The sequence below is a fragment of the Methylobacterium symbioticum genome, from assembly GCF_902141845.1.
In the GTDB taxonomy this organism is placed as follows: Bacteria; Pseudomonadota; Alphaproteobacteria; order Rhizobiales; family Beijerinckiaceae; genus Methylobacterium; species Methylobacterium symbioticum.
Genome location: NZ_CABFPH010000001.1, coordinates 115,941 through 131,277, shown reverse-complemented (window position 1 = coordinate 131,277; position 15,337 = coordinate 115,941). Strand labels below are relative to the sequence as shown.

General features: G+C 68.7%; 15 protein-coding genes. 8 read left to right on the top strand and 7 right to left on the bottom strand.

Annotation, left to right across the window (positions count from 1 at the left end):
* Positions 1 to 30 precede the first annotated feature (30 nt).
* Genes MET9862_RS00615 through MET9862_RS00595 form a run of 5 tightly spaced genes read left to right on the top strand, consistent with a single transcriptional unit; the run spans position 31 to position 5,667 of the window.
* Positions 31 to 2,019 carry a TonB-dependent receptor plug domain-containing protein gene (locus MET9862_RS00615; protein ID WP_142581161.1) on the top strand — a complete coding sequence of 663 codons (1,989 nt, stop codon included), beginning with the start codon at positions 31 to 33 and terminating at the stop codon, positions 2,017 to 2,019.
* Between the two features lie 7 nt (positions 2,020 to 2,026).
* On the top strand, positions 2,027 to 2,869 hold the full coding sequence (locus tag MET9862_RS00610; RefSeq protein ID WP_142581160.1) for an ABC transporter substrate-binding protein: 843 nt from the start codon (positions 2,027 to 2,029) through the stop codon (positions 2,867 to 2,869).
* On the top strand, positions 2,869 to 3,915 hold the full coding sequence (locus MET9862_RS00605; RefSeq protein WP_142581159.1) for a FecCD family ABC transporter permease: 1,047 nt from the start codon (positions 2,869 to 2,871) through the stop codon (positions 3,913 to 3,915). Before MET9862_RS00610 ends, MET9862_RS00605 begins: the two co-directional genes overlap by 1 nt.
* On the top strand, positions 3,912 to 4,718 hold the full coding sequence (locus MET9862_RS00600; protein WP_142581158.1) for an ABC transporter ATP-binding protein: 807 nt from the start codon (positions 3,912 to 3,914) through the stop codon (positions 4,716 to 4,718). Before MET9862_RS00605 ends, MET9862_RS00600 begins: the two co-directional genes overlap by 4 nt.
* Positions 4,702 to 5,667 carry a DUF6925 family protein gene (locus MET9862_RS00595; RefSeq protein ID WP_142581157.1) on the top strand — a complete coding sequence of 322 codons (966 nt, stop codon included), beginning with the start codon at positions 4,702 to 4,704 and terminating at the stop codon, positions 5,665 to 5,667. The genes MET9862_RS00600 and MET9862_RS00595 overlap by 17 nt, the downstream gene beginning before the upstream one ends.
* 212 nt (positions 5,668 to 5,879) lie before the next feature.
* Here the strand turns inward: MET9862_RS00595 and MET9862_RS00590 are convergent, their stop codons facing one another.
* The 4 genes from MET9862_RS00590 to MET9862_RS00575 form a co-directional block, all read right to left on the bottom strand.
* Positions 5,880 to 6,194, bottom strand: a complete 315-nt coding sequence (locus MET9862_RS00590; protein ID WP_244612504.1) for a hypothetical protein — start codon at positions 6,192 to 6,194, stop codon at positions 5,880 to 5,882.
* 110 nt (positions 6,195 to 6,304) lie between these two features.
* Positions 6,305 to 6,685 (bottom strand): hypothetical protein, encoded by a 381-nt coding sequence (locus MET9862_RS29895; protein ID WP_244612503.1) that lies wholly within the window; start codon positions 6,683 to 6,685, stop codon positions 6,305 to 6,307.
* 70 nt (positions 6,686 to 6,755) lie between these two features.
* The gene (locus tag MET9862_RS00580; protein ID WP_244612502.1) at positions 6,756 to 7,250 is read right to left on the bottom strand and encodes a hypothetical protein; all 495 of its coding nucleotides are present in this window, start codon (positions 7,248 to 7,250) and stop codon (positions 6,756 to 6,758) included.
* A gap of 294 nt (positions 7,251 to 7,544) precedes the next feature.
* Positions 7,545 to 9,575, bottom strand: coding sequence for a YgiQ family radical SAM protein (locus MET9862_RS00575; RefSeq protein WP_185156703.1), 2,031 nt, complete (start codon positions 9,573 to 9,575; stop codon positions 7,545 to 7,547).
* A gap of 466 nt (positions 9,576 to 10,041) precedes the next feature.
* Here MET9862_RS00575 and MET9862_RS00570 point away from each other — a divergent pair, with 466 nt between their 5' ends.
* Entirely contained in the window at positions 10,042 to 10,425 is a 384-nt protein-coding gene (locus MET9862_RS00570; protein ID WP_142581155.1) for a nuclear transport factor 2 family protein, read from the top strand.
* Between the two features lie 212 nt (positions 10,426 to 10,637).
* Here the strand turns inward: MET9862_RS00570 and MET9862_RS00565 are convergent, their stop codons facing one another.
* On the bottom strand, positions 10,638 to 11,570 hold the full coding sequence (locus tag MET9862_RS00565; RefSeq protein ID WP_142581154.1) for a LysR substrate-binding domain-containing protein: 933 nt from the start codon (positions 11,568 to 11,570) through the stop codon (positions 10,638 to 10,640).
* A 186-nt stretch (positions 11,571 to 11,756) separates the two neighbouring features.
* Here MET9862_RS00565 and MET9862_RS00560 point away from each other — a divergent pair, with 186 nt between their 5' ends.
* Both MET9862_RS00560 and MET9862_RS00555 read left to right on the top strand, forming a co-directional pair.
* Positions 11,757 to 13,076 (top strand): aspartate aminotransferase family protein, encoded by a 1,320-nt coding sequence (locus MET9862_RS00560; protein ID WP_142581153.1) that lies wholly within the window; start codon positions 11,757 to 11,759, stop codon positions 13,074 to 13,076.
* Between the two features lie 72 nt (positions 13,077 to 13,148).
* On the top strand, positions 13,149 to 14,030 hold the full coding sequence (locus MET9862_RS00555; protein ID WP_185156701.1) for a transporter substrate-binding domain-containing protein: 882 nt from the start codon (positions 13,149 to 13,151) through the stop codon (positions 14,028 to 14,030).
* 538 nt (positions 14,031 to 14,568) lie between these two features.
* Here MET9862_RS00555 and MET9862_RS00550 read toward each other — a convergent pair.
* Together MET9862_RS00550 and MET9862_RS00545 are read right to left on the bottom strand one after the other, a co-directional pair.
* Positions 14,569 to 14,904, bottom strand: coding sequence for a GCG_CRPN prefix-to-repeats domain-containing protein (locus MET9862_RS00550; RefSeq protein WP_142581152.1), 336 nt, complete (start codon positions 14,902 to 14,904; stop codon positions 14,569 to 14,571).
* A gap of 60 nt (positions 14,905 to 14,964) precedes the next feature.
* Positions 14,965 to 15,228, bottom strand: coding sequence for a GCG_CRPN prefix-to-repeats domain-containing protein (locus MET9862_RS00545; RefSeq protein WP_142581151.1), 264 nt, complete (start codon positions 15,226 to 15,228; stop codon positions 14,965 to 14,967).
* Positions 15,229 to 15,337 lie beyond the last annotated feature (109 nt).

Genomic DNA, 15,337 nt, shown 5'->3' with positions numbered 1-15,337 from the left:
GCCACTGCCGTCGCCCGAGGCTCGCCTCCCGTGTCCCAGTCCAACAGATTCATCCGCCGGACCGCATGTCTGCTGTCCTGTGCCGGGTCGGCCCTGCTCGCGCCAGCCGCCGCCCATGCGCAGCAGGTCGCCGCGCCCTTCGCCAATGCCCCACGAGGCGGCGAGGACGCCGTCTCACTCTCCGAGATCTCGGTCTCGGCCACCGGCGTGCCGATACCGACGGTGCAGACGGGTTCCAGCGTCTCCGTTCTGACGGCCGACCTGCTGGAAGCCCAGCAGCGCAGGACGGCGCCGGATGCCCTGCAGCAGGTGCCCGGTCTCAACGTGGTCCAGAGCGGTGGACCGGGCGGCCAGACCTCCGTCTTCATCCGCGGCTCGAACTCCAACCACGTCAAGGTGCTGATCGACGGCATCGACGCGACGGACCCGTCCAACGGCAATGGATCGTTCGATTTCGGGCAGCTTCTCACGGAGGATCTCTCCCGCATCGAAGTGCTCCGCGGTCCGCAGAGCGGCCTCTACGGCTCGGATGCCATCGGCGGCGTGATCTCCTTCACAACGAAACGCGGCGAGGGGCCCGCCCGCGCCACGGCCCGGATCGAGGGCGGCTCCTACGGCACCTTCAATCAATCCGGCCGCATCAGCGGATCCGAGAACGGCTTCGATTACTCTGTCTCCGTGCAGCATGTCCGGGCCGCCGCCACGCCGGTGACGCCGCCCCAGCTCGTGCCGTTCGGCCGTCCGATCCACCCGAACTTCTACGACAACGAGACGGTCTCGGCGCGGTTCGGCTACCAGTTCACCGAGGCGTTCCGTCTCAACGCGATCACGCGATTCATCAATTCACGCCTGCTCTTCACGGGCGACGATTTCAGCACCTTTCCGGCCCTGCCGGCCGCGTTCCGCAGTGCCGCGGACGTGCAGCAGATCTTCACGCGCAACGAGGCCGAGTGGACGCCGTTGCCCGGCTTCCACAACGTCTTCGCCATCAACTATTCGAATTTGTTCAATCGCCAGCAGGGTCCGCTCGATCCCCTCGCCACGCCGGACGCGACGACGGGGCTCGGTGAGCGCACGCGCTACGAATACCGCGGCGACTACCTGCTCTCGCCCGGAAACCTGCTGCTGTTCGGCGCGCAGCGCGACGAGGAGAGCCTGTTCACGACCTCTCCGGGCTCGGTTCCAGCCTTCCTGAGGGCGCGCAACGGCAACACGGCCGGCTACGGCGAGGCGCAACTGACCCCCTTCGACCGGGCCTTCCTCGTCGCCAACATCCGTCACGACGAGAACGACCAGTTCGGCCCGGCCACCACCTTCCGGGTCGCGCCGAGCTACATCCTGCCCTTCACCGAGACGCGGATCAAAGGCAGCGTCGGCAGCGGCTTCAAGGCTCCGACCTTGAGCCAGCTCTATCAGAGCTTTCCGGCGTTCAACTTCTTCGCGAATCCGAACCTGAAGCCCGAGGAGAGCCTCGGCTACGATGCCGGCTTCGAACAGCCGCTCGGCGAGCGCGTGCTCGTCGGGGCGACCTACTATCACAACGACTTCACCAACCTCATCAACACCAATGCGAGCTACACCTCCAACGAGAACGTCGGCAGAGCGGTCTCCTACGGCGCGGAGGCGTTCGTCTCGGTGCGTCTCACGGACACCCTGTCGGGGCGGATCGACTACACCAACACGGTCACGAAGAACGAGATCACCAATCAGGAATTGCTGCGCCGTCCGCGCCACAAGGGCAGCGCCACGGCTCTCTGGACGCCACTTCCCGGCCTGACCGTCAGCGGAACGGTGATCGTGCTGGGACATTTCGTGGACGGCAACCGCGACTTCTCGGTGCCGCGCCTGAAGAACCCGGGCTTCACGCTGGTCAATCTCGCGGTCACCTACGACGTCTCGGAGAGCGTGAGCGTGTTCGGCCGGATCGATAACCTGTTCGATCGGCGCTACGAGAACCCGACCGGGTTTCTCGGCCCGGGACTGGCGGTCTATGGCGGCGTGCGCCTGACCGCGTTCTGAGGTGACGATGCCCGGGCGCGGCGCGCTTCTCCTCTCGGCCTGTCTGGCCGCCGCGCCCGCGGCTCACGCCGCCGGCGCGGCGGGAGCGCCCGTGCGGGTGGTCTCGATGAACCTGTGCGCGGACGAGCTCGTCCTGCGGCTGGCCGACCGCGATCAGGTTCTGGCGGTCACCGATCTCGCCCGGGATCCGCGCGGCTCGACGGTCGCGGCCGAGGCCGATGGCCTGCCGGTGACGCGCGGCCTCACGGAGGAGGTGGTCGCGCTGCGGCCCGACCTCGTCATTGCGGGCGCCTTCACCACGCGCGCGACGGTGGGCATGCTCAAGCGCGTCGGCGCGCCCGTGCTCGAACTCGGCGTGCCGGCGGATCTCGACGGCGTGCGCGCGCAAGTGCGGCAGGTGGCGGCGGCCTTGGGCCACCCTGAGCGGGGGGAGGCGATGGTTGCGGCGCTCGATGCCAGGCTCGCCGCCATCACGCCGTCCCGCCGGCCCCTGCGGGTCCTCGTCATGCGTCCGAACGCCTTCACCGTCGCGCCCGGCGGCCTCGGCGACGCGCTCATCCGCGCCGCCGGCCTCGTCAACGTGGCGGCCGAGATCGGGCGCGACCGCTTCGGGCAGGTGCCGCTCGAAGCCGCGGCGCTGGCGGATGCGGACCTCATCGTGGTCGACGCGGGTGCGCCGGGCCTGCCCTCGCTCGCCGACACGCTGCTGCACCATCCCGTCTTCCGGGCGCTCGCGCGCGCCCACCGGACGGTCGCCATCCCGAACCGCTTCTGGACCTGTCCGGGGCCCCAGATCGCCGAAGTTGTGGCGCGGCTGGCGGCAGCGGCGAACGCGCGGGCCGCCCGGTGATGAACGCGCCCGTCACGACCCTCGCCCCCTCTGCCGCGCGGCGCCTCGGCACAATGCGCGCCCGCCGGGTGGTCATCGCCCTGCTCGCCCTCATCGTCCTCGCCCTGATGCTCGCCTCGGTCGCCATCGGCTACGCGCCCGTCGACGTGCCGGCCGCCGCCGCGGACCTCGTCGCGGGCCGGACCACGCTGCCGGCCCTGGTGCTGTGGGAGCTGCGCGTCCCACGGGCGCTCCTCGGCGGCCTCGTCGGGTTCAGCCTCGGCCTGACCGGCGCGGCAATGCAGGGCTACCTGCGCAACCCGCTCGCCGATCCCGGCATCCTCGGCATCTCCTCGGCTGCCGCCTTGGGCGCCGTGATCGTGTTCTACGGCGGCCTCGCCGCGTCCTTGAGCCTCGCCCTGCCGCTCGGCGGCATCGCCGGGGCGGGCGTGGCGGCGCTGCTTCTCAACGCGCTCGCCGCCCGCGGCAGCAGCACGCTCGGTCTGATCCTGGCCGGAATCGGCCTGTCGAGCCTCGCCGGTGCCCTGACCGCGCTCGCGCTCAACCTGTCGCCGAACCCCTACGCGGCCCTGGAGATCGTGTTCTGGCTGATGGGCTCGCTCAGTGACCGCAGCCTGGACCACGTCCTGCTCTGCCTGCCGCTGATGCTCGTCGGCTGGGGCCTGATGCTCTCGATCGCGCCTGCTCTCGACGCGCTGACCCTGGGCGAGGACACCGCCGCGAGCCTCGGAGTCGGTCTCGTCTCGGTGCGGGTGCGTCTCGTGACCGGTGCGGCGCTCGCGGTCGGCAGCGGGGTCGCGGTCTCCGGCGCCATCGGTTTCGTCGGCCTCGTGGTGCCGCACCTGATGCGGCCGCTCGTCGGAGCGCGTCCCGGCGCGAACCTGCTGCCGAGCGGCCTGGCGGGTGCGGTGCTGGTGCTCGCAGCGGATCTCGGCGTTCGCTTGCTCGCCACCCGGCCCGAGCTCAAGCTCGGCGTGGTGACCGCGCTGGTCGGGGCGCCGTTCCTGATCGCGCTCCTGCTGCGCAATCGCGGAGGGCGGGCATGAGCCTCGCCGCACACGATGTCCGGGTGGTGCTGGAGGGTCGGACGATCCTGTCGGATATCGGCCTCACCCTGGAGCGCGGACATTTCGTCGGGCTCGTCGGCCCGAACGGCGCCGGCAAGACCACGCTCCTGCGGATCCTGGCCGCCCTGGTCGCGCCGAGGCAGGGCCGCGTCACGCTCGACGGCCACGCGCTCTCCGGCATGAGCCGCGACGCGCGGGCCCGCCGCATCGCGGCCCTCTTCCAGGGCGCCGGCATCGGCTGGCCCATGACGGTGCGCGAGATCGTGGCGCTCGGCCGGCTGCCGCACCGCCGCGCCTTCGCGGGCCTTTCGGGCGCCGACGAGGCCGCGATCGCCCGAGCGATGGCGCGCACCGATATCGGGCACCTCGCCGACAGGACGGAGCCGACCCTGTCCTCGGGCGAGCGCATGCGTGCGCTGCTCGCCCGGGCCCTCGCCGTCGGGGCGGAGTGGCTCCTCGCCGACGAGCCGGTCACGGCGCTCGACCCGGCTCACCAGCTCGACGCCATGGCGCTGCTGCGCGCCGTCTCGCGCGACGGGGCCGGCGTGGTCGCCGTCCTGCACGACCTCGCCCTCGCGGCCCGGTTCTGTGACCGTATCGTCGTCCTCGCCGGGGGACGGCTCGTCGCGGACGGGCGGCCGGAGGACGCGCTGACCGATGCCTTGCTCGCCCGCGTGTTCGGCGTGACGGTGGAGCGCGCCTGCGCCGCGGACGGAACCCGATACATCCTGCCCTGGGGGCGGTCCGGAAGCTTGGAGGACAGCGATGACGCCATCACGTGACGCCGAGGCGGTCACCGCGCTGCTGCGCGAAGCCCTGGCCGATCCGGGCTCTGCTTGGGGCCTCGGCAGCTTCGGCGCCATCGCCGAGTTCATGCGGGACCCGGACGAAGCGGTCTCAGCCCTGCCGGACGACCGCTTGGGGCTGGCCACCGCCCGCGGCGCCATCGCCCTGACGGCTTGCCCCGACCTGCGCCCGGTGGCCTACGAGACCTCGGTCGCGTCCGGCTGGAACCACGCCATCGCCCTGTGCCTGCCGGAGACGGCCTGCGCCATGAGCCGGCGGAGCGTGGTGACGGAGCTCGGCCCCGACCGGGATGCGGCCCGTGAACAGGACCGCGACGCCATCCTGTTCGACCTCGGCCTCGACCTGCTCGCGGTGGATGCCTGCCTGCGCACGAGCGACCCCGAGGCCATCGCCTGTCTTCGGTCGGGCGTGGGGCAGCCCCTGTTCGACCCGGCCAACCCGATCGGGCGGCAGCTCGTCGCGTTGAGCCCGCACCGCGTGTTCCTCGCCCGGCTCGGTCGCGTCGAGGTCTACGCCCCGATCCCGGGGCCGGGCGGCACAAGCCCCGAGGGCCCACACACCCACGTCCTCCCGAAGCTCCTGCGGAGCGGCCGCACGCACGCGGCGACGACCCCGATCCCGGCGGGCTGGGTGCCCTGCGCCGGCCTCCATCCGGCCCATCCGTACAAGGACATGATGGGCCGGCGGATCGCCTTCGATGCCGCCCGCTACGAGGCTTTCCAGATCCTGCTCGACCGGTGGGGCGACCCGGCTCTGCTCGCGGCCAAGCGGGGCAGCGCCCTCGATCCGGATAGCTCCGTCTCTGGCCGTCACGCACAGGCGGCCCGACGCGTGGCCGAGGTCCAGGCCCGCTACCTGCGGGGTGAGGTCATCGTGGTCGATCCCGAGGCCGACGAGAACGAGGCCGTCGCCGACGAGAGCTGATTTGGCCGGCCGCCGGCTGCCCGACGCGCCGGCCACCATCGCCTTCAGCGTGTGTTGGCGCGGCGGGAAGGCGAACGCAGTCCCGGGGAGAGGCTGAGCCTGAACGACGACGTGCGCTCGGCTGCTGTCGATCGTCGGCCCTCGGGCGTGATCGTCAAGCCGTAGGCCAAGATCGGTCGTCCCTCGAAGGCTGCGTCGATCCCAAAACTGGATCAGTGCGTGCAATTGGCTGCGAAGAGCGCCGTGGCACGCTCCATGGCGCGATAGTCGGCGACACTGGCCGGATTCCGCCGTTCGGGTCCCTCCGGCAACCGGCCGACGAAGCCATCCGAGAGGTCGGCGACGAAGGGCCTCGGCCCGGTAAAGTCGCCCATGCGGTTTCGGATCTCGACGGTCCCGCACAGGGCGCCGGCCCGTCCCAGGTGCAGGTTGGCGATGCGCGGATCGGGACTCCGCAGATGCTGAGCGAGCCGGGCCGTGAGGTCGCGCGTCTGCTCCGGATGCAGGACCCTCTCGGATCCGTCCACGATCGCCTGGGCTCGCGAAGGCGCACCCGATGGAAGGAGGACGCTGGCGGCCAGTGCGAGCGTTGGCAGGAGCGGGATGCGACGCCTGTCGGCTTTCGTTCGGATCCCGCTCATTCGGATGATTGTCCGACACGCATGGAGATGCAGGTCTTGACGAGATCGCCGAGGGTCAGGTCCTTGGTGTCGCCGATATTGGCCGTCTCTTCCAGGCAGCGCAGAAAGTACTCATTCGTGAGGTCTGGCGACAGCTGCGTCATGGCCTTGCCCATGCGCTGGGTGAAGTCCATCTTCGCGCTCCGGTCGGCCCTCGGCCAAAGACTGGCCTTGTCATCCATCTTGAGCTTGGTCGCCGCGAAAGGTGCCGATGGAAATGCTGCCAGAAGCACGGCAAGAGCAAGAGATATGATCCGCATGTCTTTCCTCGATACTCGGGTGAGCTTCTGATCTTCAATCTGAATCGAGCCGCATAAAACGCAGCGGCTGCGGCCCATTCGTGGTTTGCGATCGCATATCGACCCGCGGAAGGAATTGGTCGTGCGTGTGCTGCCGCCGTGTTGGTCTCTAATTCAGGCACAGTCTGAAATAGCGTTGCCGCTGCCGCTCCAGCACCTCGTAGTCGCTGCCGCGCCTGGCGCTGAGAAGCTCCGGCCCGTCCGGGACGCGGTCGAAGGAGCCGCTGACCAGATCGACCACGAAGCCGCGCGGGCCGGTATACAGCCCCTCGCGGTTCTTCACGTCGACCGAGCCGCAGATCGCCGCACCGTCGCTTCGGCGGAGGTCCGAGACCTTCGCGTCGGGGCTCTTCAGATGACGGCCGACCAGATCGAGAATCGTCCGCGTGCCGGCCGGACCGATGCCGGCATCGGATCCGTCCTCCACGCTCTGCGCGCGTCCATCGCTCGGCCGTCCGACGACGAATGCCGATGCGCAGATCACCAGAAGGATCAGCAGAGCTCTCGATGGGCCGACGCGTCGGCTCGCAATCGGTTCGCGACTCCGATCGCAGGATCGACCGCGCCTGTTCCCGCCCACGCGCACCTCACGGCCCGCGGCCACCCCCGCCGGCCGCGAGATGCGGCACGCGCGTCCTGGGAGCGCCAGAATGTATTGATCCGTCAGCTAACAGGAAGACATGCTGACTGGAAGAGGCGCGATGCATTCAGGGTAAGATTGGAGCAGATCTGGACAAATGCCGTCGCTGACTTGCCAGATCATCGGATGGACGGAATGGAATATTTGGCAATTCTCATAAGCCACCGATAAGGAAGGCGGGTCGCTCACGGGGCCGCGTCCGACAGGCGGAACGCTGGCGATGCGAGGATCTGGCTCCGCGACGGACGCGCGACAGCCTCACTTCCTCAGCGGCACGCCTTTCGTGGTGAAGCGCGGCGCGCCCGGGTGGCGCATGGGGCGCGGCCGGTCTCCCGCCTTGCCCGAGCCCGTTCCCGGCGGCTGCGAGAACGGCACGAGCTGGTCCGGCCTCGGCCCGATGAGATCCGCGCGGCCCATCTCCCGCAGCGCCTCGCGCAGCAGGGGCCAGTTCTCCGGGTCGTGGTAGCGCAGGAACGCCTTGTGCAGCCGCCTCTGCCGCAGCCCCTTGATCGCCTCGACCTGCTCGCTGCTGCCGCGCCGCACGCCCCGCAACGGGTTGATCTCGGTGTGATACATGGCCGTCGCGGTCGCCATCGGAGAGGGCAGGAAGGTCTGCACCTGGTCGGCACGATAGTCGTTCTTCTTGAGCCAGAGCGCGAGGTGCATCATGTCCTCGTCGGTCGTGCCCGGATGAGCCGCGATGAAATACGGGATCAGATAATACTTCTTGCCGGCCTGCTTGGCAGCGGCGTCGAACATCTCCTTGAAGCGGTCGTAGGTGCCGATGCCCGGCTTCATCATCTTGTCGAGAGGCCCGCGCTCGGTGTGCTCGGGCGCGATCTTCAACCGGCCGCCGACGTGATGGGTCACGAGTTCCTTGACATATTCGGGGCTCCGGACCGCGAGGTCGTAGCGCACACCGGAGGCGACCATCACCTTCTTGACGCCCTTCACCTCGCGGACCTTGCGATAGAGCCGGATCAGGTCGTCGTGCGAGGTGTTCAGGTTCGGGCAGATGTCCGGGAAGACGCAGGACGGCAGCCGGCACGCCGCCTCGATCTTCGGATCCTTGCAGGCCATCCGGTACATGTTCGCGGTCGGCCCGCCGACATCCGAGATCACGCCGGTGAAGCCCGGCGTCTTGTCGCGGATCCGCTCGATCTCGCGCAGGATCGAGCCCTCCGAGCGGTTCTGGATGACGCGGCCCTCGTGCTCGGTGATGGAGCAGAAGGTGCAGCCGCCGAAGCAGCCGCGCATGATCGTCACCGAGAACTTGATCATGTCCCAGGCGGGGATCTTCGCGTCGCCGTAGGAGGGATGCGGCGCGCGGGCATAGGGCAGGTCGTAGACCGCATCCATCTCGTCGCTGGAGAGCGGGATCGGCGGCGGGTTCAGCCAGAGGTCGCGGTCGCCATGGCGCTGCACGAGCGGGCGCGCATTGCCGGGATTGGCCTCCCGGTGCAGCACGCGCGAGGCGCGGGCATAGGCCTCCTTGTCGTCCTTGACCTCGTCGTAGGCGGGGAGCCGGATCACGGTCTCGCCGGGGCGGCGGGCGGCGGCCTCGTCGGCCGAATCGAGATCGTCGGCGGGCAATTCGGTGTAGTGGGCCGGCACGCGCCGGAACAGGGCGACGCCCCGGACCGAGTCGAGTTCGTGCGGCGCCTCGCCGGCCGCAAGGCGGTTCGCCACCTCGACGACGGCCCGCTCCGCGTTGCCGTAGAGGAGCAGATCCGCCTTGGCGTCCGCCAGGATCGAGCGGCGCACCTTGTCCGACCAGTAATCGTAATGGGCGATGCGGCGCAGCGACGCCTCGATGCCGCCCAGCACGACGGGCACGTCCTTGTACGCCTCGCGGCAGCGTTGCGTGTAGACGATGGTGCAGCGGTCCGGGCGCCGCCCGCCTTCCCCGCCGGCCGTGTAGGCGTCGTCGTGGCGCAGGCGGCGGTCCGCGGTGTAGCGGTTCACCATCGAATCGAGATTGCCGCCGGTGACGCCGAAGAACAGGGTCGGCTTGCCCAAGGCCTTGAACGGCTCCGCCGAGTGCCAGTCGGGCTGCGCGATGATGCCGACCCGGAACCCCTGCGCCTCGAGCAGCCGGCCGATGATGGCCATGCCGAAGCTGGGATGATCCACATAGGCGTCGCCGGTCACCAGCACGATGTCGCAGGCGTCCCAGCCGAGCGCCGCCATCTCGGCGCGGCTCATCGGCAGGAACGGCGCCGCCTGTCCGGCAGGCGGCTTGCAGGCGAGGGGCGCCACGGGTCGTTGGGCAGAGACTGGGAGTTCCATGGGGTCCATGCATAGGCCGTCGGGCCCGCGAGCTCAACGAAGGGCCCGCGATGCGGCCGTCGCCCCTGGTGCGGAGCGGCCGAGCCGGTCCTCCACCCTGTGCCGGACGCGATGCTCGGGCTCGGGCCGGCCGGCGGACATCGCCGGAATCCGGCCTGCCGGTCCGGGTTGCGCCGGCCAAAGACCTTCGCCAAGCTCGCTGAATGGGACGGACAGACACCGGGAGGCGCCATCGGGCCGACAGGACCGATCCGGTCGCCGCCAGCATCCGTGTCGCCCGCGCTCCTTACGGACGGTGCGCGGCCGGCTGGCGCCGCGGAGCCGCTCGCGGCCCACGCCCGCCTCGATGACGTGTCCGGCCGTTCCCGGACTCGGCCAGTGCCGGAATGTACTGAGCAATTCTCTTGAACGCGCGCCGTTCAGGTTCCAGGGGCATCGGGCGGCCCGCCGACGATACGGAGACAGCATGGCTGACCTCGCACGCAACAAGGCGAACGTGACGGCCTTCTACGAACTGATGTTCAACGAGTGCCGACCGCGCGAGGCCGTCGAGCGTTACGTCGGCGCCGAGTACATCCAGCACAACCCGCACGTAGCGACCGGCAAGGACGGCTTCATCGCATATTTCGAGCGGATGGCGCGCGCGTGGCCGGGCAAGCGGGTCGAGGTGAAGCGCGCGGTGGCCGAAGGCGACCTCGTCATCCTGCACTGCCTTCAGCACTGGCCGGGTGACCGGGACTACGCGGCCATCGATATCTTCCGGCTCGACGACGACGGCAAGATCGTCGAGCACTGGGACGTGCTGCAGGTCCTGCCCGAGACCTCGGCCAACGGGAATGGCATGTTCTAGGGGCGAAGCCTCATCGGCTTGGTCGAACGAGTGGGGGCTTCCGACCCTTTGCAGATGTCGGGAGCGTCCGCTTGCGGGCTGCTATATGAGGCAAAGACCTACGACCGGGTTGGGTGGTTTCAACACGGTCCGCTTTCGCACGACAAGGTCTCCAAGCGGACGCCGTCTCCGCTCTCGCGACCAACCCCGATCGACCGCCCAGATCGCGGAATCTACGACGTTTTCGCTGAACGCCCTGTAGGCTGGCCAGCCGTCGCTTTCGCCAGATTCTCGGCCGTTATCGTCTCCAGCAACCATGCCTCGAACGCTCTGGCCAACGATCCGCGGCTGACGCCGAGCGGTCGGATCAGGAAGTATGAGGTCGTCTCTACTGCAAACCCCTGCTCGGCAAAGGGAGCGATAAGCCGGCCGTCGCGCAGTTCATCAGCCGCCAGAACCTCGCTCTCCAAGACTACGCCCAGGCTGGATACAGCCGCTTCAACCGCCATCAGAGAGCGGTCGAGCCAGAGTTCGTTGCGCGGGCGCAAGGCCGCCTCTCCGACACGACGCAGATAGTCTGCCCAGGTCAGCGCGTTGACGGAATGGATCAGGGTCGTGCGTGCCAGATCCCGCGGTGTTCGCAATCCTATCGAGGCGGCGAGTTCAGGGCTGCACAACGGGCGCAGGCACTCCAACAGGAATGGCTCGATGCTCATCGCCGTATGGGCCGGTCGGCCGTAGGTGATCGCGAGGTCGAAGCGCTCGCTCTCGATATCGTCCCGTTCCGACAAGGTGGAGATGCGGATGCGCGCCTCTGGATGTGACCGCAGGAAGCTCTGCATCCGTGGCTGCAGCCACTTGACAGCAAAGCTCGGGCTCGAGGCTACGACGAGATGCTCGCGCTGGGATTGGGGGGCGACCCGTTCCGTCGCCGCAGCGATGGCGCTAAATGCCTGCTCGATCTCGCCCGCGTAGGTTCTGCCAGCTGCGGTCAGAACGGCCCGACCCGCCTGCCGGCGAAACAGGACCACTCCAAGAAAGTCCTCCAGTTGCTGGATCTGGTGGCTGATCGCCGACGGGGTCACGCCGAGTTCCGCCGCGCCTTTCGCGAAGCTGGCGTGCTGTGCGGCAGCCTTGAACGCCGCCAGCGCTCGCAGAGGCGGCATCCGGGGCAGGCTCCGGCCGGGTGATGAGCCTGCCTCACCACCCGGTGAATTCTTTGAATTGGCGCTCATCGGCATCCCAGGACTACCCCTGCTCTCGACACCACGCAACGCCGATGCCGGTGCGGCGCCCCTCACGAGCGGCGCACCAGTCGAGACTGACCTTGGCATCCTCTGATGGAGCGGACGATGAGCGCATTCCTCAAGGCAGCCGAGGACCATCTGGTGCGCTACGGCGGGGACGCTTTCCCGAACCTGTTCACGAAGGCCAAGGGCACCGTCGTCACTGACAGCAGTGGACGGGAGTATCTCGATTTCACATCCGGCCAGATGTGCGCCACGATCGGCCACAACCATCCCGCGATCGTAGCGGCGGTTCACCGGGCTGGCGAGAAGGCGTTCCACTTCTTCAGCGGGATGATCCCGGAGTCGGTTGCCGAACTTGCGCAGGTGCTAGCCGACGACTGGCTGCCCGGCGATCTCAGCAAGACGATCTTCATCAACACCGGCTCGGAGGCGACTGAGGTCGCCCTTCGCATGGCCAAGATGTACACCGGCGGCTACGAGGTCTTGGCACTCGGCGGCTCCTGGCACGGCATCACAGGCGGAGCGAGCTCCGTGTCGATGGCCAGCGACCGCAAGGGCTACGGCGTGCCCGCACCCGGCGTGTTCGTGATCCCCGAGCCGAACCCATACCGGCCGTACTTCCCAGGCCTCGATGAGGAAGCGGCGGCGCTTGCCAACCTCGATCTCGCCCTGAAGCTCTACGACATGCAGTCGGCTGGCAAGGGCGCGGCGATCATTGTCGAGCCGGTGATCAGCGCGGGCGGCGTGCTGGTGCCGCCGCGCGCCTTCATGCAGGCCTTGCGGGAGGCCGCTGACGCGCGCGGTATGCTCCTGATCTTCGACGAGGCGCAGACCGCCTTCGGTCGGATCGGCACGCGAACGGGGGCCGAGTACTTCGACGTCGTGCCCGACATCATGACGATGTCGAAGACGCTGGGCGGCGGCCTGCCGCTCGCAGCGGTGTCCACCACCGCGGCGATTGAGGAAGACATCCACGCCAAGCACTTCACCTACTACACCAGCCACGTCTCCGATCCGCTCACTGCGGAGGTGGGTCTCGCCGTATTGGAGGTGATCGCGCGTGAGAACCTCGTCGCGCGCGCCAACGAGATGGGTGCCTATCTTCGTGGCCGCCTGGAGGGGCTGCAGCAGCGCTATGACGTGATCGGCGACGTGCGTGGCCTTGGCCTTCTCCTCGGCGTCGAATTGGTGACGGACCGGGAATCGCGCTCGCCGGCGCACGCCCTTGGGGCCCTCACGACGCGCAAGTGCTTCGAGAAGGGCCTGAGCATGAACATCCGCCGCCGCCCCGAACGTGGCTCGGTCTGGCGCATCGCGCCGCCCCTGACCGTCTCGACCGACGAGATCGACCAAGCCGTCGATATCTTGGAGGCCGCCTTGAGGGAGAGCCTTCACGAGACCACGGGCGTACAGGCGGCCTGACCGTCGACAACCGTCATCTGCCGCTCGTTTTCGGGAGACGCAGTCATGATGCCTGGGCGCAGGGGTGTTCTAATGGCGGCCCTCGCGGCCGCGGGGATTGTCGCCGGCCTCGACGCAGTGCGGGCTGCCAGCCCGACGCTAGACAAGATCCGTTCGTCGGGCACGCTCACGCTGGGCTACCGCGAGACATCGATCCCGTTCTCCTATCTCGGGACCGACCAGCAGCCTGTGGGGATGGCTCTCGATCTATGCGCCGGAGTCGCGGAGCGGATCAGGATCGACCTCAACCTGCCGGCATTGAAGGTCGCCTACGTCGCAGTGAATGCCTCGAACCGAATCCCGCTCATCCAGAACGGGACGGTCGACATCGAGTGCGGCAGCACGACGAACACACCTGAGCGGCAGAAGCAGGTCGCCTTCTCCATCGCAACCTTCGTCAGCCAGCCGCGCTGGCTGACCACGCACACGTCGGGGATCGCCGACTTGAAGGGCTTGCGCGGGCACACCGTGGTGATCACGCAAGGCTCGTTGAACATGGTTCTGGCGCAGAAGCAGAACACTGCCGAGGGGCTCGGATTGACGATCCTCCAGGCGCGCGACCATGCAGAGTCGCTGCTGATGCTACGCACCGGACGTGCAGCAGCGTGGTACGAGGACGAGGTCCTACTTGCCGGCGCAAGGTCGACGGCACCAGACTCTGCGGCTCTCATATTCCTGCCGGCAGCGGCGCAGACCGATGATGAGTACGGCCTCATGCTGAGGCGCGACGATCCGGAGTTCAAAGCGCTCGTCGACGGCACCTTGAAAGCCGAGATGGCCTCCGGCGCCTTCAAGAGGCTCTACGAAAAATGGTTTCTCAATCCCATTCCACCTAAGGGGCTAAACCTGGATCTACCGATGAGCGAGGCGCTACGGATACGCATCGGCGAGCCGAGTCGCGCCCAAGCTCGCTGAGTATCAGATTGGTGTCCATTCAAGCGTAAGCGCTTGCGGCCGCATCCTGTCCGTTCTCTGGAGAGTGGCTCGATACCGTTCTGATGCATCGAGCTTTGGGTACGGTGGCCACGACGGTGGCGTGAAGTGCGACGCAACCGTTCGAGGCAGCGCTGTACGGCAGCTTTTGGGAAGCCTCGGGGGGCGTCAGCATGACCGGGTTGGGTCGCAGGCGGAACGTCCGCTTGCGAGCGGTCGGTCAACTTCCGCATCCCACCCACAGCGGCCCTTCTCAGGGGCAAGCTGATCGGGTCTTGGTCCCGGGAGGCAGCCTACGGCACATGCAGTCCGATGGTCGACCGCAGTCCGAATTGGATCCGGTCTGCGAATCGCTCCGCCAAAGCGCCTGCAGGTCGAAAACCGCGTCCGCGCGGACACGCATCATGCCGGGATCGAGCGGACCCGACAGGCCTTCGGCGATGCAGGGCGGTCCGTGACCGTCCCGCACCGGCCGAGAGCGTGGCGTCCTGAAGGATCGGCCGGTCCGCTTGGTCAGAGGTCACCAGCGCCGGTGCCAGCCCCAGCCGCGCCCGCCATGCCACCCGGCGTGGTGGTAGCCGCCCCAGCGGCGACCGCCGCCGTGCCAGGCGAAGCGGCGCCAATGGACGTGATAGCCGGCATGCCAGCGGTAGCCGCCCCAGCGGTGGTAGCCGAATCGCCGGTAGGCCGGGGCATAGACGAAGGGGCGGTAGAAGTAGGGCCGCCAATTGGGCCGGCACCAGCCGTAAAAGCCGCGGTGGAAGCCGGGGCCGCACCCATCCCGGGCCTCTGCGGCCGGCGCGGCGAGCAGCACGCCCGAGACGAGGGCGAGGGACATGACGAGCTTGCGGATCATGACGCGCTCCATAGGCATCCGGCACGCGGCCGGATGGGTCGGGTTTCGGGGCAGGGGAGGTCAGTTCGGCCAGCAGCGGCGGCCGTAGGGACCGATGTGATAGCCGGCCGGGCAGGAGGCGCCGCGGACATACCCGCCCCACTGGCCGCCCGTGCGGCAGTAGCCGTAGGGGCCGCGATGGCCGTACGGGCCGCAGCCGTCATAGACCCGGATGATGGGCACGCCGCCGGACCCGGTCGACACCGCGTCCTGGACCAGCGGCAGCGCCGAGGCGGGAACCGCGCAGGCGGCCAGCAGCATGACGGGGGCGAGAACCTTCAGCATCGATGGACTCCTTCTGCTCGGACGAGCCGGCCCGATGCCGTCCCGTCCCGGGTCCCGGCGGCGGTCTCGCCGCGGCGGGTCGAGCGAAGGTTCGCCCGCGCGCTCTGCC

What these genes read in the sequence shown, in the direction of transcription:
- MET9862_RS00570 (WP_142581155.1), top strand. Translation starts at nt 10,042, where the DNA reads ATGGCTGACCTCGCACGCAACAAGGCGAACGTGACGGCCTTCTACGAA.
- MET9862_RS00605 (WP_142581159.1), top strand. Translation starts at nt 2,869, where the DNA reads ATGAACGCGCCCGTCACGACCCTCGCCCCCTCTGCCGCGCGGCGCCTC.
- MET9862_RS00595 (WP_142581157.1), top strand. Translation starts at nt 4,702, where the DNA reads ATGACGCCATCACGTGACGCCGAGGCGGTCACCGCGCTGCTGCGCGAA.
- MET9862_RS00550 (WP_142581152.1), bottom strand. Translation starts at nt 14,904, where the DNA reads ATGATCCGCAAGCTCGTCATGTCCCTCGCCCTCGTCTCGGGCGTGCTG.
- MET9862_RS00560 (WP_142581153.1), top strand. Translation starts at nt 11,757, where the DNA reads ATGAGCGCATTCCTCAAGGCAGCCGAGGACCATCTGGTGCGCTACGGC.
- MET9862_RS00545 (WP_142581151.1), bottom strand. Translation starts at nt 15,228, where the DNA reads ATGCTGAAGGTTCTCGCCCCCGTCATGCTGCTGGCCGCCTGCGCGGTT.
- MET9862_RS00555 (WP_185156701.1), top strand. Translation starts at nt 13,149, where the DNA reads ATGGCGGCCCTCGCGGCCGCGGGGATTGTCGCCGGCCTCGACGCAGTG.
- MET9862_RS29895 (WP_244612503.1), bottom strand. Translation starts at nt 6,685, where the DNA reads ATGGGCCGCAGCCGCTGCGTTTTATGCGGCTCGATTCAGATTGAAGAT.
- MET9862_RS00565 (WP_142581154.1), bottom strand. Translation starts at nt 11,570, where the DNA reads ATGCCGCCTCTGCGAGCGCTGGCGGCGTTCAAGGCTGCCGCACAGCAC.
- MET9862_RS00610 (WP_142581160.1), top strand. Translation starts at nt 2,027, where the DNA reads ATGCCCGGGCGCGGCGCGCTTCTCCTCTCGGCCTGTCTGGCCGCCGCG.
- MET9862_RS00600 (WP_142581158.1), top strand. Translation starts at nt 3,912, where the DNA reads ATGAGCCTCGCCGCACACGATGTCCGGGTGGTGCTGGAGGGTCGGACG.
- MET9862_RS00575 (WP_185156703.1), bottom strand. Translation starts at nt 9,575, where the DNA reads ATGGAACTCCCAGTCTCTGCCCAACGACCCGTGGCGCCCCTCGCCTGC.